Origin of the sequence: Couchioplanes caeruleus, from assembly GCF_003751945.1 — a bacterium.
GTDB lineage: Bacteria > Actinomycetota > Actinomycetes > Mycobacteriales > Micromonosporaceae > Actinoplanes > Actinoplanes caeruleus.
The window spans coordinates 273,411-288,503 of record NZ_RJKL01000001.1 but is presented as its reverse complement, the minus strand read 5'-3'; the positions used below and the strand labels follow the sequence as shown (position 1 = coordinate 288,503).

Below are 15,093 nucleotides of genomic sequence, written 5' to 3'. Positions count from 1 at the left end.
CGGTGCGGAAGCTGGGTCTGGACCCGGAGGTGGTGCGGCGGGCACGGGAGCTCGCCGCGCGGGCGGGACAGCCGGTCGTGGATCTGGCGCGGTCGCACACGACCGTGTCGGTGGAGCGGGCCGTGCTGCGGCTGGCGGGTGTGCGGGGCGCGGACTCCGACGGCATCCCGTGGGTGAACCGGCTCGTGGACGCGGTCCGCGCGGACGTGGGCCTGGGGCACGGGGTGGCGGTGCCGGTGTTCCATGCGCTCGCCGCCGAGGGCCTCGACGACGTGACGGTGCTGGCGCAGAAGGCGGCGGCGGGTGCGGTGCGCTTCGCCGTACCGGAGAAGAAGGCCGAGGTGACCGCGGCCAAGCGGGCCGCGCGGCGCGCGGCCAACGCGGGTCTGAAGGTGGTGGACCGGCGCCGGGTGGAGCGGGACCGGCTGATCAAACGGTACGGGGATCCGCCGCGGCGGCCGTGGATCTATCTGATCGTGGCGACCGGTGACATCTACGAGGACATTCCGCAGGCGCAGGCGGCGGCGCGGGCCGGCGCGGACGTGATCGCGGTGATCCGGTCGACGGGGCAGTCGCTGCTCGACTACGTGCCGGAGGGTGCGACCCGGGAGGGTTTCGCGGGTACGTACGCGACGCAGGAGAACTTCCGGCTGATGCGGGCGGCGCTGGACGAGTCGTCGAAGGAGCTGGGCCGCTACGTGCGGTTGACGAACTACGCGTCGGGTCTGTGCATGCCGGAGATCGCGGCGCTGGCGGGCCTGGAGCGGCTCGACATGATGCTCAACGACTCGATGTACGGGATTCTGTTCCGTGACATCAACCCGATCCGGACGTTCGTGGACCAGCGGTTCTCGCGGCAGGTGCACGCCCGGGCGGGCATCATCATCAACACCGGTGAGGACAACTACCTGACCACGGCGGACGCGGTCGAGGCGGCGCACACGGTGACGGTGTCGCAGCTTCTGAACGAGTTCTTCGCGCACGAGGCGGGCCTGGAGGACTGGCAACTGGGTCTCGGGCACGCGTTCGAGATCAACCCGGAGCTGCCGGAGTCGTTCCGGCTGGAGCTGGCGCACGCGCTGCTGGCACGGGAGCTGTTCCCGGATGCGCCGCTGAAGTGGATGCCGCCGACCAAGCACATGACCGGCGACGTGTTCCGCGGCAATCTGCTGGACGGCTTCTTCAACCTGGTGGGCGCGCTGACCGGTCAGGGGATCCTGCTGGTGGGGATGATGACCGAGGCGGTGGTGACGCCGTGGCTGTCCGACCGCGACATCGCGCTGCAGAACGTGCGGTACGTGCTCGACGGCGCCGGCAACCTGCACGAGGACTTCGTGCCGGCGCCGGGCGGTTTCATCCAGCAGCGGGCGCACTCGGTGCTGGGCGAGGCGGTGGAGCTGCTGGAGCGGGTCGTCGACGACGGCATGCTCAACGCGATCGCGGACGGCACGTTCGGCATCATGAAGCGGCCCGCGGACCGGGGCAAGGGCCTCGACGGGGTCGCGAAGCACGACGCCGACTACTTCAACCCGGTGACGGAGGCCCTGGAGGCATGAGCATCGTCCGGCCCTACGGGGACACGACCGGTGACGGCATGGTGCAGGTGTCGTTCACCCTGCCGCTGGTGCACGACAAGCGGGCCGAGGGCGCCGCGATCCAGTTGGCGAACAAGATGGGCATGGACCCGGCGATGCTGGTGCACGCCAAGCCGATGGGCGAGGGCTTCACCTTCTTCGTCGTGTACGGCAAGGTGAACCACCTCGTCGACACCGAGAAGGTGCAGGTCGTGGAGCGCGACTTCCCGCTCTTGTCGGCCAAGGAGGTCAACGCGGTCATCAAGCGCCGGATGCGGCGCCGGATGAATGTGGTGGGCGCCTGCATCGGCACGGATGCGCACACGGTCGGCATCGACGCGATCCTCAACCTCAAGGGCATCGCGGGGGAGAAGGGCCTGGAGTCGTACCGGGAGATGTCGGTGACGAACATGGGCGCGCAGGTGTCGGTGCCGGACCTGGTGGAGACGGCGAAGGCGTGCAAGGCCGACGCCGTGCTGGTGTCGCAGGTGGTGACGCAGCGCGACGCGCATCTGCTGAACACGCGGCAGATGTCGGCGGCGTTCCGGGAGGCGCTGCCGGCGGGCAAGCGGCCGCTGCTGATCGTCGGCGGGCCGCGCTTCGACGAGTTGATGACCGAGGAGCTCGGTGTCGACCGGATCTTCTCCCGGGGTACGACGCCCCGGGAGGTCGCCTCGTACCTTGTTCACGCGCTGACCGGGAGTTCCGCATGATCACTGTGAAGCATCGTCGTTACGTGCCGTACGCGCACGCGCACTACGCGGGCAATCTGGTCGACGGGGCGTACTCTCTGGGCCTGTTCGGCGACGTGGCGACCGAGGTGTGCATCCAGCTCGACGGCGACGAGGGTCTGTTCGCGTCGTACGACGACGTGCAGTTCAAGGCGCCGGTGCAGGCCGGTGACGTGCTCGAGGTGGCGGCGACGGTGGTGAAGATGGGCACCCGCTCGCGCAAGATCGAGTTCTCGTCGACCGTGGTGTGCCGGGGCTCGGGCGGTTCGTCGGCGGCCGTGTTGGACGAGCCGATCGTCGCGGTGACGGCGACGGGCACGGTGGTCGTGCCGCCGAAGGCGTGAGCGAGGCCGTTTGCGTGGACGTCGGGTCCACGTACACGAAGGCCTTGCGGGTGGATCTGGGCTCCGGGCGGGTGCTGGCCCGCTCGGAGGCGCCCACCACGTCGACGTCGGACGTGCTGCACGGCTTGGACGCGGCGGTGGAAGCCGCCGGCGGCGCCGCCGACGAGCTGTTCGTGTGCTCGTCGGCCGGTGGTGGACTGCGGCTGGCCGTGGTGGGCTACGAGTCGTTGGTGACGGCCGAGGCCGGGCACCGGGTCGGTCTGTCGGCGGGCGCGCAGGTGGTGCACGTGGCGGCGGGTCTGCTGGACGGCAAGGCGATCGCGGCGCTGCGTGCGGCGCGACCGGACGTGATCCTGCTGGTCGGTGGGACCGACGGCGGTGACGAGGAGACGCTGCGGCACAACGCGGGGCGGCTCGCGACGTCGCGGATGCGGGTGCCCGTGGTGGTGGCCGGCAACGCCGACGCTCGTCCGGATGCGGCGCGGGTGTTGACCGAGCGGGGCGTGCCGGTGGTGGTGACCGGCAATGTGCTGCCGCGGATCGGGGTGTTGGACGCGTTGCCGGCGCGGGCGGCGATCCGGGAGATGTTCCTGCGGCACGTGATCGGCGGGAAGAGGCTGTCGAAGGGCAGGCGGTTCGCGTCGTTGGTGCGGTGTGCGACGCCGGACGCGGTGCTGGCCGGGGTGTCGCTGCTGGCCGACGAGACGGCCGCCGGGGTGCTCGTGGTGGACGTGGGCGGGGCTACCACCGACGTGTATTCGGCGTTGGTGCCGGACGGGGAGTTGGAGCACGGCCCGCAGCGGGATGTGGCGGGCACGTTGTGGCGGTCGCGGACCGTGGAGGGTGACCTGGGCGTCGGGGTGGGTGCGGCCGGGGTGGTCGCCGCCGCGGCCACCGAGAAACTGCCCGGGCCGGATATTTCGGGTGGAAGGCCGTATGACGTGGCGGTCGACCGGGCGCTGGCGTCGACCGCGGCGATGATCGCGCTGCGCCGGCATGCCCGCGGCCATTCCCCCGGGCCGGGGCTGCCCCGCACGGGCGGGCGCGACCTGCGCGACGTGCGGCTGGTCGTCGGTTCCGGCGGGGTGCTGCGCCACGGCGGCGGGCAGGCCGTGCTGGATGCGGTTCTCGGCGACACCGCCGGCGGCTGGGCGGCCCCACGCCAGGTCCGGCGGGTGGTCGACACCCGGTACGTGCTGGCGGCCGCCGGCATGCTCGCCGAAGATCATCCGGCGGTCGCGGCGGCGTTGGTCAACAGCCTGTGACGGCGTGTCGCCGCGCTTCGCCCGCGCGGCGACACGCCGGAGAATGCGACACGCCCGGGCACGGGTGACCTGGTTGACAAGGCGGCGGGGGTGCGGCGTACCGTCGATGGGTCCTTTTCCGGGAAGCGGTTGTTGTTCGCTTCGTTCCTTCGCTCAATGGCCACGCGGCAAGACCGAACGCGCGTACGCCAGGTCCAGGGGGTGGGGGTCGACGGGGCGGCGCGGACCGGCCGCGACTTTCCGGGGCGGGCGGGGTGGAACGGGGCCAGTAGACAACGGCACGACGCCGGCAGCCAGCCTGCGGCGGGTCGGTCCGAAGGTCACGCGACGCCACGCCGGCGCACCGGCTCGGAACGGGATCTCTGGGAGCAATCGGGGCACGGCCCGCGGGCCGTGCCCCGATTCCCTCGGCCCCTCGGCTCACGCCCCCTCGGCCTGACGGGCGGCGTTTCCCGGCGTCCTCCGCGTCCGGCCGGTGGCGCGACGGTTTCGTGACCGCTGCCGGGTAGCCTTCCGCGGGTGGATTTGTCGACGCTTCAGCCCGCACCCGCGCCGGCCGGCGCCGTGACGGCCCCGCCGCGCGGGCCGCGGCCGCTGCCGCGGTGGGCGTCCGTCGTGCTCGCTCTCGCCGCGGGCGCCGGGCTGCTGCTGTCGTTCCCACCGTACGACCTGTGGTGGCTGGCGCCGGTCTCGGTGGCGCTGCTGGCCGCGGCGGCGCACCGCCGGCGGCTGCGGGCCGGCTTCGGCGTCGGCATGCTCGCCGGGCTGGTGCTGTTCGTGCCGCTGCTGGACTGGACCCACATCGCCGCCGGGTGGCTGCCGTGGATGCTGCTGTCGCTCGCGCAGGCCGGATACCTGGGTCTGCTGGGCCTGGCCACGGCGTGGCTGTCGCCGCTGGTCGACCGGTTCCGCGCCGCCTGGCCGTGGGTGGCCGGGCTGCTGTGGGTGACACAGGAGGCGCTGCGGGACCGGGCGCCGTTCGGCGGGTTCCCCTGGGGGCGGTTGGCGTTCGCCGCGCAGGATGCGCCGGCGCTGCGGCTGGCCGTGCTCGGCGGCGCGCCCCTGGTGACGTTCGCGCTCGCCGCCGCCGGCGGTGCCCTGGTGGCGCTGGCGTGGCAGGCGGTGTCGTCATGGCGCGGCCGCACGCCCGCGGTCGGCGACAGGGACCCGCGGGCGTGGCTGGGCGCCGCCGGGTTCGCGGTGGCCGCCGCGGCGCTGCTCGCCGGCCCCGCGTTCGTGCCCACCGCCGCGCCCGCGTCGCAGACCCGTACGGTCGCCATCGTGCAGGGCAATGTGCCGCGTCTCGGGCTCGACTTCAACGCCCAGCGCGCCGCGGTGCTGCTCAACCATGTACGCGCCACCGAGAGGCTCGCCGCCGAGGTGCGCGCGGGCGGCAAGCCGCAGCCGGCGCTGGTGATCTGGCCGGAGAACTCCAGCGACATCGACCCGCTGCGCGACCAGGACGCCGCGCAGAAGATCGCCGGGGCGGCGAACGCGATCGGCGTGCCGATCCTCGTCGGCACGGTGCTGCGCGGCGACGTGCCGGGGGAGATCCGCAACGCCGGAGTGCTGTGGATGCCGGTCACCGGACCCGACCTCGCCCAGTTGTACGTCAAGCGGCACCCCGTGCCGTTCGCCGAGTACATGCCGATGCGCCCGATCGCCCGGCTGGTCTCCACCAAGGTCGATCTGGTGCAGAACATGCTGGCCGGCAGCACCCCGGGCGTCATCCGCACCGAGGCGGCGACGATCGGCGACGTGATCTGCTTCGAGGTCGCCTACGACGGCATCGTGCGCGACACGGTGACCGGCGGCGCACAGATCCTCGCGGTGCAGACAAACAACGCCACCTTCAATGAGGCAGAGGCACGTCAGCAGCTTGCGATGGTGCGGCTACGCGCTGTCGAGCACGGCCGGGAGGCGCTGATGGTATCGACGGTCGGAGTGTCCGCGTTCGCCGGCCCGGACGGCCGGGTACACGCCTCCACGGGATTCAATGTGGACGCCGTGGTCCTGCGTGACATGCGGGTGGGCGGACCGCGTACGCTGGCCACTCGTCTGGGACAGTGGCCGGAGCTCGCTCTGGTCGCCCTGACTTTGCTCGTCCTGGCCGGGGCGGTACCACTCCGGCGACGCCGCCGGAACAGCGACATGATCGACGCACAGGGAAAGACGGAGGAACGGTGAGCGACGCGAACCCGATGGCAGCGGGCTCGGACGGGTACCCAGGGGTCGGCCGTGTCCTCGTGGTCATCCCCACCTACAACGAGGCCGACAACCTGCGGTTGATCACCGAGCGGGTGCGCACCGCGGTGCCGTCGGTCGACATCCTCGTCGCCGACGACAACTCACCCGACGGCACCGGCGCCATCGCCGACGAGATCTCCGCCGCCGACGACCACGTGTTCGTGCTGCACCGCGCCGGCAAGGAAGGCCTCGGCGCCGCGTACGTCGCCGGATTCGCCTGGGCCAAGGACAAGGGCTACGACGCGGTCGTCGAAATGGACGCCGACGGCTCGCACGCCCCCGAGGAACTGCCGAAGCTGCTCGACGCCCTGCGCGACACCGACGCGGTGCTCGGCACCCGCTACATCCCCGGCGGCAGCGTGCACAACTGGCCGCTGCACCGGCTGCTGCTCTCCCGCGGCGGCAACATCTACATCCGCATGGCGCTGGGCATGCCGTTCAAGGACGCCACCGGCGGCTACCGCGCCTACCGCATGCCGGTCCTCGACGCGATCGACGTGTCGACGGTCGCCTCGCAGGGCTACTCGTTCCAGGTCGAACTGGCCTGGCGCACCTACCGGCACGGTTTCCGGATGGCGGAGGTGCCGATCACGTTCACCGAGCGCGAACACGGCGTCAGCAAGATGAGCGGCAACATCTTCAAGGAACAACTGCTCAGGGTCACGCTGTGGGGTGCGGCGGCCCGCAAGGAGACGCTGCTGAACAAGTTCGGGCGTACGCGGAAGCAGCCGTCGACCTGGCCGTGACCGCGCACCGGCGTGTCATGCTGGACGAGCCGGTGTGACATGGGATGGCCTCGCCGCCCGATGCCCCGCCGGCCGTCGGCCCGTCGTCCTGTCCCGCGCGGAGCGCGGGTTCGTGCGTGGGTCGCCGCCGTCCGTTCGTGCGTGGGTCGCCGCCGTCGGTGAGGGAGGGTGACGGAGTTGCGTCGAGGCCTGGCTCTACTTCCGCTGGGGCTGTTGCTGCTGGCCGTGGCCGAGATCGCCGTGTTCGCCGCGGTGGCGCACGCCCTGGGCGCGGGCTGGGCGGTGCTGCTCATCGCCGCGTCCAGCATCGCCGGGACGGCGCTGCTGCGCCGTGAGGGCATCCGCGGATGGCGGGCGTTCCGCGCCGCCGCCGAGCAGAGGCGCCCGCCCGGACCCCAGGTCAGCAACTCGCTCGTCGGTCTGCTCGGCGCGCTGCTGCTGGCGATGCCCGGTTTCGTCTCGGCCATCGCCGGCCTGCTGCTGATCGTGCCGCCGGGACGGATCCTGGCCCGGCGCGCGGTGGAACGCTTCACCGAGCGGCGGGTGCCGTCGGCGGTCGCCGGTGACCTGTTCGGGCCCCGGCGGGTACGGGTCCACCAGGCCGACCCGGTCGGCGAGCCGGCGCCGCAGTCCCCGACGGTCGCGACAGGGGTGGTCTCGCCCGGGGAGGTCCGACCCGGGCCGGTCGTCACCGGTGAGGTCGTCGAGGGCGAGATCATCCGCTGACCCGGGCGGGCTGCATCCGCTCATCGCACTGTCGGGAGCTCGCCCGCGCTGGTGCTTCCCCGCGCGCTGTCCCTTCGGCGGTCCGGTTTCCCGCGTGGTGTCCCTTCCGCGGTCCGGTTCCCCGCGTGGTGTCTGTCGCGCGTGGTTGTTCCCTGCGTGCCTATTCGTCGGGCGGCGTTGTGTCCCGTTGGGCGGACACAGCAAATCGCCGTCCCGCCCTGGTGTGGCGAAACGGCGATCAGATGCCGTGGATCAACGACCGCGGCGGGTGCGAACCTCCTGGAGCCGCTCGTTGAGGATGTCCTCCAGCTCCGAGATCGACCGCCGCTCCAGCAGCATGTCCCAGTGGGTGCGCGGCGGCTTCGCCTTCTTCTGCTCCGGCTCGTTGCCGTCGACCAGGCGCGCGACGCTGCCGTCGAACTTGCACTCCCAGGTGATCGGCACCTCGGCGTCGACGGCGAACGGCACCTCGAACTGGTGACCCTTCACGCAGAGGTACTCGCGGGTCTGCCGGGGGGCCAGCTCCGTGTTGCGGTCGGACTCGTAGCTGACTGCGCCAAGTCGGCTGCCGCGCAGCATGCGTTCGCCCATGATCGGCTTTTCCCCTCGCTCGTGGTGCTGCTTCCGTTGGTGTAACGAAAGGGGCGGTCGCGAGATTCCTGGCGACCGCCGTGTGTGTGTCGGCGGTGTTAACGCTTCGAGCGTAACCGGCAGCGTCCCCTATCGGCCGTCTCCGCCCGTCCTGAAGTGGACCTTGGTCCACTTTACGGCACAATGAGAGATCTACGGATAGTGCGATGCCGGTCACGCGGGAGCAAGGCCCCGCTCGCTGACCGGCATCGGACGAGGGACCCGCCTCCGCCCTGCGGCCCTAGCCTATCCCGCCCCCGCCAGCCCGGCAGCCGCGCCCCGCCCGTGTCCCCGCCAGCCACCTACCTACCAGCCCGGCCGCCACGCGCCTCCACCAGCCTGCGGCCGCGCCCTCCCGCGTCCCCGACAGCCCACCTACCTACCAGCCCGACCTCCACCAGCCTGCGGCCGCGCCCTCCCGCGTCCCCGACAGCCCGGCCGCCGCGACCCCACTTCGGGCGGCGCTGGACGAGTCGTCGAAGCTCGCCCGACCCGCCCGGGGCACCGCAATCGCGGCGCCCGGACATCTCGGGCGGGCGGCTGGATCCGAGCGCCTTCGGGAGTTGCGTGCGGCCCAGCGTCGCCTGAGACGCGCGGGACCCGACCGCGCGCTTCGGGCCCGACCGCTTTGGGGCCGAGCGGACTATCGGTTTGAGCCCAGGGCTGCGAGCGCCGAGGCCAAGTCGCTGACCTGGGCCGACAACTGCGCCACCCGCTCGTGTGCGGCGTCCACGTCCGTCCGCGCCGCGTCCAGCCGCCGCCTCAACTCCTCCGCGTCGCGTTCGGCGGCTCCCCGCACCTCGGCGATCTCGGCCGTCGCCCGTTCCCGCGCCTGCCGGTCGCGGTCGGCTCCGGCCCGCACTTCGGCGAGCACACGCTGCGACGACGCGGATTCCTCCGCCGCCCGTGCCGCCTGCGCCTGGGCCTCGGCAACCTGCCCGACGGCCCGTTCGACGTCGGCGCGCGCGGCGTTCAGGGCCGCCGTGGCCTCGTCCCGTGCCGTGCGTGCCTCGTCGCGCTCCTGCAGCGCTGCCTCGCGTGCGGCGTTCGCGCCGTCCCGGTCACTCCGGGCCGCACGCAGATCGGCTAGCGCCTGGTCCAGTTCGCGGGCGCGGGTCGCGGATTCGTGGCGGGTGTCGGTCAGCTCCCGGCGTACGGAATCGATCTGATGGCGGGCCTCGTCGCGCTCCTGGCGCATCCCGTCGGCCTCGCGGCGGGCCGCGTCGCGGTCCGCCTCCGCGCGCATCCGCAATGCGGCGGCCGCGTGGGCCTCGGCCAGTGCCTCGTCGCGGGACGCGACCGCCTGCCGCGCATCGGCCGCGGCGGACTCCGCCAGCCGGTGCGCGGCCTGCGCCGCCTGCAGCGCCTCGTCGCGTTCCGCGCGGGCGGCCAGGGCCTCCTGCACGGCGGTGGCGGCGGCGTCGGCGGCCCGGTCGGCATCGCGCCGGGCGTCGTCGCGCTCGGCGTGCGCGGCCGCGACCTGCCGCGACGTCTCGGCGCGCACCTCGGCGACCTGCCGTTCGACCCCGGACGGGGACATCTCGGCGTGCAGGGCCTCGCTGAGTGTGCCGACGAACTGGTCGAGGCGGTCGACGAGTTCCCAGGTGCGGGCCACCTGTCCGGCCAGACCTGGCGAGGAACGATGCCGCATCCGGACGTTGCGGGACGCGCGCTGGCATTCGCCGTCGTTGTCCCGGCAGTAGCGGAACGGCCGTCCGGCCGAGGCCCGTTGCGGCACCGGCCGGCCGCAGTGCGCACACGGCCGCGTCTCCGGCGGCGGCTCGGCCGCGTCGAGCTCGCTGCGCGACCGGTCGTAGGTCGCGACATCAGACTCGGCCGCGTCACGTTTCGCCGCGTCAGGTTCGGCCATGTCAGGTTCGGCCATGTCAGGTTTCGCCATGTCAGGTTTCGCCGCGACCTGCGTCGCCGCGACCGGGGGCACCGTGGCCCGGGGCGCGGCGGTGCGGCCCGGCGGCTCGCCGGGGATCGCCACGGTCAGCACGGCCTGCTTCGGCACCGGCCGCGTCGGCGGGGAAACGTCGTCTTCTGCCATCGCGACCCGACCCTAGCGCCACCCACCGACAACATTCGGCCACCGCGCCGATCATGGGCACGGTGCGGTCATCCCGCGGCGGGGAAGTGCAGGTGCCAGCGATGTGCCCGGTAGGTGAGGCGGGTCAACGACAGCGGTGCCACGTCCAGGCTCCAGATCGCGTCGTCGGGCAGGGCGAGGGCGTGGGCGATCGCCGCCCGTACCACGAGGGGGTGTGCGACGGCCACGACCCGCTGGCCGGCCATCGCGTCCAGCCAGGCGCCGGTCCTGCCGCGGACCGAGGCCAGCGATTCGCCGCCGTGGGGTGCGGACCGGACATCGGTCAGCCACTGCTGCAGGCCGGCGGGATCGGCCGCGGACACCTCGTCGAGGCTGCGGCCGTTCCACTCGCCGAAGTCGGGATCGGCCAGCGCCCGCTCGACGGCCGCCGAGTGGCCGAGCGCCTGTGCGGTCTCGCGGGCCGCCCGTGACGGCGCGCAGACCCACAGGTCGCCGCGGCCCAGCGGGGACATGGCGAGGGCGGCCCGGCGGCCGCCCTCGTCGATGTCGTCGTCGCCGCCGAAGTGCGCACCCCGCAGGGCCGCTGTCGGGGCGTGTGCGAGTAGCCGCAGGCCACTCACACCGGCACGGACTCCGTCCTCCCGCGTCCCGTGACGGCTTCGCTCGAAGCGGAGCGCGGCAGCAGGGCGGTGAACGCCAGCCCCAGCGCCGCCCAGAGCGTCACCTGGGTGCCCAGCGAGGTGACCCGGAAGTTCCACAACAGGCTCGGCGGGAACGTCTCCGGCACCTCGTCGATGTTCGGCAGCAGCACGTAGCCCACGACCACGACCACCAGGAAACCGCCCAGGCCCGCGGCCGCACGGACCCAGTCCGCGGCGCCGGCGTGCGGTGCCCGGGCCGCGATCACGGCCGCCCAGACGGCCGCCAGGCCGATCACCACGATCGACAGGTAGCTGATCGTGCGCTGGTTGATCGTCGCCGGGTCGCCGACAGCGGGAGGATTCGGCGGATACTTCACGAACGGCACCAGCACCATGCCGAGCAACGCCGCCGCGGCCAGGCCCAGCGCCGCATGGGAGTCATGCTCGGTGCGCAGCCGCCGGCGCAGCAGCGTGTACGCCGTGGCGAGCAGGCCGCCCATCGCCACGCCGAACAGCGCGGTGGCCAGGAACAGCCCGCCCTTCTGACCGTGGCGGGACACCAGGGCATCCTCGCCGTGGTGGTCCTCGGCGGCCGGCGCCCCGGACGCCGCCTCGGCGTGCGCGGCGGCCTCCTCGATCGCGATCGCCGCGTCGACCTTCGGCTCGCCCAGCGCGTACGCGAAGGCGCCGGCGAGCAAGCCGGCGATGAGGCCCGCCAGCAGCCCCCGCAGCAGCAGGACGCCGTAGGTGGGCGCGGTGCGGCTCTGCGTCAGTGACACGGGACGCCGAGCAGGTGGCGGCCGTCGTGCATCAGCTCGTGCAGGAACATCCCGCTCTGCGAGACCGCGCCCTGGTCGAACGCGACCAGGTAGGCGAGCAGCAGCAGGGTCGCCACGACGCCGAACGCAGCCCCCAGCACGCGGGGGGAGACGGTAGTGGGGTGCAGCGGGCGAACCGTCTGGACCTTGGGCATAACGGAGAGGACCTCCTTGCGGGATGACGCGTCCCGATCGACAGGCCTGCGGCGCGTGAGCGTCCTGACTCACGGATCCGACGGATCCGTTCACAGTGGCGCGACCGCACCGGAGTTGCACCGGTTTCCCTCGCGACGCCGCAGATGGTTCCCACAACCTAGCGGCGCGCCGGTGAGGCGGTCAATCGCGGCCCCCCGCACACCAATTCTGACGATGTGCCCACCGTCCCGCCGTGGATCTCCAGCCCCGGCCCGGGACCGGTAGCATCCAACGCGGTCGTGGCACAGGAGTGAGCATGCGGATGAGAAGGGCGGCACTGGCCGTCGCCGTGGTGGCCGGAGGGCTGATGCCCGCCGCGCCGGCACAGGCGCGCGCGTTCACATGCCCCGACAAGCAGGCCGTCGCCGCCCAGGTCAGCAAGGCCCAGCCGTACGAGGACAAGATGTTCGCCCCGGACAGGTTGGCGCCTTTCGCCACAGGCGCCGGGGTGCGGGTGGCAGTGATCGACTCGGGTGTGGACGCCGACCACCCCCAGTTGCGCGGCCAGGTCGACAGCGGCCGTGACTTCCTGCACGGCAACCCCGACGGCCGGCAGGACTGCGTCGGCCACGGCACCGGTGTGGCGAGCATCATCGCCGCCCGTCACGTCGACTCGGCCGGCCTGCGCGGGCTCGCCCCGGATGCGACGATCGTGCCGGTGCGGGTCAGCGAGCAGACCGACACCGAGAGGCCCGGCGGGTCCGACCCGGTCGATCCGGGGAGGTTCGCGGACGCCATCGACTGGGCCGCAAGCCCGTCCGGTGGCAACGCCGACGTCATCAACATGTCCCTGGTGATGACCGACCCCAGCGACCAGGTGCGCTCGGCGGTCGAGCGGGCCGCCGAGCGCGGTGTGGTCATCGTCGCGGCGGCGGGCAACCGCGGCGGCGCCGACGCCGGCAATCCCACGCCGTTCCCGGCGTCCTACCCCGGCGTGATCGGCGTCGGCGCCATCGACGCGGGCGGCGCCCGCGCCGGCTTCTCCCAGCGTGGTGACTATGTGGACGTGATGGCACCGGGCGTCGACATCACCGTCGCCGCCCGCCGCGGCGGTCACACCTCCGCCCAGGGCACCAGCTATGCGGCGCCCTTCGTCTCCGCCACGGCCGCCCTCGTCAAGCAGCGTTTCCCCACCGCGACCCCGGCCCAGGTGGCACGCCGCATCCTGGCCACCACCGACCCGGCCCCGGGCGGCGCCCGCAGCGACGAGTACGGCTTCGGCGTGCTCAACCCCTATCGGGCCCTCACCGAGACCCTGGGCCCCGAGAAGCCGGCCGCCCCCGCGCCGAAGGTGGTCGTGACCGACGACCCGGCAGCCGTGGCCCTCAAGGCCCGCCGCGCCCGCGCCCAGGACCTGTCCTTGATGGTGGCGGCCGCCGGCGCCGGAGCGATGGTGTTGGTGATCATGCTGGCGGCGGCGCTCCGCCACGGCCGCCGCCGCGGCTGGCGTCCGCCCACCCCACCACCCCCGGGCGGCGGCTGAGCACCGCAGGCGCGCCCCGGACACCCGCAGCCCCTCCGATGGACGCCGCCCGCGCCACCGGCCACCCCGAGTATCGGACCCGGCCCGAACGGCGGCCCCGTAGCCCCTGACCGGACGTGGCCCGAACGGTCCCGCAGCAGCCAGCGGACCCCGGCACCCGACACGGGCACCGACGCGGGCAGCATCCGGACGGAGCCGGCCTGATCGGCGACGCCGCGATCCGGACGGAGCCCGAGGCCTGGACCGAGGAAGATCGGTGCCGGACGGACGCTGACGACAATCTTCACTGCCGGACGTCGTCCGGCGCTGCTGACCGAGATGCGTGGCGGCCCGACTACCCTGCTGCGCTGCCAGATCACCCGCAAGCCGCTGACCGCGCGGACCGGACATGGGCCTGGTCCCGCCGATGCGGCGCCGCGCACGCGGAAGACGGAGTAGTCGCGGATGCCGACCAGGCGCAGCCCTCGGTGACGCGGGGCCTGGCCGACAGCGGGGGAATGCCAGTTGGTGTCGGCCTGGGGGAGAACCGGACGAGGGCGACGGTCCGCGCCGCGGCGGGCACCGCCGGCTGATGACGGAGGGGGCAGGGTGACCGGCCGTCCCCGGGAGACCACCGCGCGCAGCTCCCGGAGCGCCGTGACGTCTGGGGCGGGGTCGCCCACGTCACCTCGCGGCCGAGGTGGAGGCATCTCCACACCTGGGACAGGCTCCTACCGAGCTATGCGGACTGGCTCCCAGACAGCCTCCTGCCAGGCTCGCTGCAGCAGGCTGGTAAGCGCCTCGTCGCCGGGGAAGACTGTCTCGTCCACGGCAGCGATCGGCTGGGCTGAGCAGTGCGAGTTGGTCGCGGCAGCGGCTCTCATGCCGTTTAGTGATTCGCCCGTCAAGCGCCGTGTCTCGTCGGGAATGCCGAGCCTTCGCATGCCCAGCCGCAGAATTTGCATGGTGATGCCGGCCAGCATCGGGGCTTCAGGCCAGATGACTCGGTCGCCGTCCCAGAAAGCGATATTCCACACCGAGCCCTCACGCAGAAAGCCGTCCTGCCCCGCGAAGAGCACGTCGTCGAATCCGGCGCGGCGAACCTGCAGGGAGTGGTAGGTGAGCCCCATCGTCGCCAGGTGCTTGAGGTGAGGCAACTCCCGCTCGTACCGAACGGTGCGAACCCGCAGCGGTGGGCGTGGAGTGTCCCGGGCCGGCTCGGAAACGGACACCATGACGTCAGTACCGGTACCGTTCGTCAGACTCGGAAGAACGGTGACCCGCACGGAGGCGTCCTGCTGATCCCGCAGCGCGTGGTCGATGAACGCCCTGATCTCGTCGTCGGAGGGCGGCGTGGCATCGGGGAAAAGCACGGCCGAACTTTCGCGCAGGCGGCGCAGGTGAAGGGCCAGGCCGGCTACTGCACGGCGACGCACCTGCATGGACGTGAAGTGGCCGTAGTTCCAGGTCGCTGCTCGATACACCGCATCGATATCCGCCGGGCCGCCGTTGATCTCCACATGCGTCACCGGGCCCATACTGTCATCCGATGCTCTGGCCGGCCCCAGTGGCGGGGCAGCGCATGCGGCCATCCCTGCGTTCGGCGCTCACGCTGATCGAGTATCCGGAGTAGCCGCAGACAACACGCGCCCGACCAATCC

General features: G+C 72.7%; 14 protein-coding genes and 1 riboswitch. Of the genes, 8 read left to right on the top strand and 6 right to left on the bottom strand.

Translation table 11 applies throughout. From position 1 onward, the window contains the following. Window positions 1-2 precede the first annotated feature (2 nt). The 7 genes from kamD to EDD30_RS01415 all read left to right on the top strand — a co-directional run bounded on the left by kamD (window position 3) and on the right by EDD30_RS01415 (window position 7,633). Window positions 3-1,556 carry a lysine 5,6-aminomutase subunit alpha gene (gene kamD, locus EDD30_RS01445; protein ID WP_071807960.1) on the top strand — a complete coding sequence of 518 codons (1,554 nt, stop codon included), beginning with the start codon at window positions 3-5 and terminating at the stop codon, window positions 1,554-1,556. Continuing rightward, the gene (kamE, locus tag EDD30_RS01440) at window positions 1,553-2,287 is read left to right on the top strand and encodes a lysine 5,6-aminomutase subunit beta (protein WP_071807958.1); all 735 of its coding nucleotides are present in this window, start codon (window positions 1,553-1,555) and stop codon (window positions 2,285-2,287) included. The genes kamD and kamE overlap by 4 nt, the downstream gene beginning before the upstream one ends. Then, window positions 2,284-2,649, top strand: a complete 366-nt coding sequence (kal, locus tag EDD30_RS01435; RefSeq protein WP_071807959.1) for a 3-aminobutyryl-CoA ammonia lyase — start codon at window positions 2,284-2,286, stop codon at window positions 2,647-2,649. Before kamE ends, kal begins: the two co-directional genes overlap by 4 nt. After that, window positions 2,646-3,914, top strand: a complete 1,269-nt coding sequence (locus EDD30_RS01430) for a glutamate mutase L (RefSeq protein WP_123678010.1) — start codon at window positions 2,646-2,648, stop codon at window positions 3,912-3,914. The genes kal and EDD30_RS01430 overlap by 4 nt, the downstream gene beginning before the upstream one ends. Before the next feature lie 525 nt (window positions 3,915-4,439). Next, complete coding sequence (gene lnt / locus EDD30_RS01425; RefSeq protein ID WP_123678009.1) at window positions 4,440-6,101, top strand: apolipoprotein N-acyltransferase; 1,662 nt, start codon at window positions 4,440-4,442, stop codon at window positions 6,099-6,101. 14 nt (window positions 6,102-6,115) lie between these two features. Further along, window positions 6,116-6,907, top strand: coding sequence for a polyprenol monophosphomannose synthase (locus tag EDD30_RS01420; RefSeq protein ID WP_084557013.1), 792 nt, complete (start codon window positions 6,116-6,118; stop codon window positions 6,905-6,907). A 177-nt stretch (window positions 6,908-7,084) separates the two neighbouring features. Then, window positions 7,085-7,633: an FxsA family protein gene (locus tag EDD30_RS01415; RefSeq protein WP_071808140.1), complete on the top strand. Its 549-nt coding sequence runs from the start codon at window positions 7,085-7,087 to the stop codon at window positions 7,631-7,633. A gap of 252 nt (window positions 7,634-7,885) precedes the next feature. Here EDD30_RS01415 and EDD30_RS01410 read toward each other — a convergent pair whose 3' ends face one another. The 5 genes from EDD30_RS01410 to EDD30_RS01390 form a co-directional block, all read right to left on the bottom strand. Next, complete coding sequence (locus EDD30_RS01410; protein ID WP_015622005.1) at window positions 7,886-8,224, bottom strand: RNA polymerase-binding protein RbpA; 339 nt, start codon at window positions 8,222-8,224, stop codon at window positions 7,886-7,888. A 682-nt stretch (window positions 8,225-8,906) separates the two neighbouring features. Next, entirely contained in the window at window positions 8,907-10,316 is a 1,410-nt protein-coding gene (locus EDD30_RS01405) for a coiled-coil domain-containing protein (protein WP_244945064.1), read from the bottom strand. Window positions 10,317-10,384: 68 nt separating this feature from the next. Next, window positions 10,385-10,936 carry a histidine phosphatase family protein gene (locus EDD30_RS01400; protein ID WP_071808873.1) on the bottom strand — a complete coding sequence of 184 codons (552 nt, stop codon included), beginning with the start codon at window positions 10,934-10,936 and terminating at the stop codon, window positions 10,385-10,387. After that, entirely contained in the window at window positions 10,933-11,736 is an 804-nt protein-coding gene (locus tag EDD30_RS01395) for a CbtA family protein (RefSeq protein WP_084557420.1), read from the bottom strand. Before EDD30_RS01395 ends, EDD30_RS01400 begins: the two co-directional genes overlap by 4 nt. Continuing rightward, window positions 11,727-11,930 carry a CbtB domain-containing protein gene (locus tag EDD30_RS01390; protein ID WP_071808872.1) on the bottom strand — a complete coding sequence of 68 codons (204 nt, stop codon included), beginning with the start codon at window positions 11,928-11,930 and terminating at the stop codon, window positions 11,727-11,729. Before EDD30_RS01390 ends, EDD30_RS01395 begins: the two co-directional genes overlap by 10 nt. Before the next feature lie 37 nt (window positions 11,931-11,967). Beyond that, window positions 11,968-12,115, bottom strand: a riboswitch (cobalamin riboswitch). 111 nt (window positions 12,116-12,226) lie between these two features. On the opposite strand from EDD30_RS01390, the gene mycP reads away from it, so the two are divergent. After that, a complete protein-coding gene (mycP, locus tag EDD30_RS01385; RefSeq protein WP_244945063.1) occupies window positions 12,227-13,453 on the top strand; it encodes a type VII secretion-associated serine protease mycosin in 1,227 nt (408 codons plus the stop codon). A gap of 710 nt (window positions 13,454-14,163) precedes the next feature. On the opposite strand, the gene EDD30_RS01380 is transcribed toward mycP, so the two are convergent. Further along, on the bottom strand, window positions 14,164-14,961 hold the full coding sequence (locus EDD30_RS01380; RefSeq protein ID WP_170047648.1) for an aminotransferase class IV: 798 nt from the start codon (window positions 14,959-14,961) through the stop codon (window positions 14,164-14,166). Between the last annotated feature and the right edge of the window lie 132 nt (window positions 14,962-15,093).

Excerpts from the sequence above, each read along its gene's own strand:
- kamE (WP_071807958.1), top strand. The coding sequence starts at position 1,553 with ATGAGCATCGTCCGGCCCTACGGGGACACGACCGGTGACGGCATGGTG.
- kal (WP_071807959.1), top strand. The coding sequence starts at position 2,284 with ATGATCACTGTGAAGCATCGTCGTTACGTGCCGTACGCGCACGCGCAC.
- EDD30_RS01420 (WP_084557013.1), top strand. The coding sequence starts at position 6,116 with ATGGCAGCGGGCTCGGACGGGTACCCAGGGGTCGGCCGTGTCCTCGTG.
- EDD30_RS01410 (WP_015622005.1), bottom strand. The coding sequence starts at position 8,224 with ATGGGCGAACGCATGCTGCGCGGCAGCCGACTTGGCGCAGTCAGCTAC.
- EDD30_RS01405 (WP_244945064.1), bottom strand. The coding sequence starts at position 10,316 with ATGGCAGAAGACGACGTTTCCCCGCCGACGCGGCCGGTGCCGAAGCAG.
- EDD30_RS01390 (WP_071808872.1), bottom strand. The coding sequence starts at position 11,930 with ATGCCCAAGGTCCAGACGGTTCGCCCGCTGCACCCCACTACCGTCTCC.
- mycP (WP_244945063.1), top strand. The coding sequence starts at position 12,227 with ATGCGGATGAGAAGGGCGGCACTGGCCGTCGCCGTGGTGGCCGGAGGG.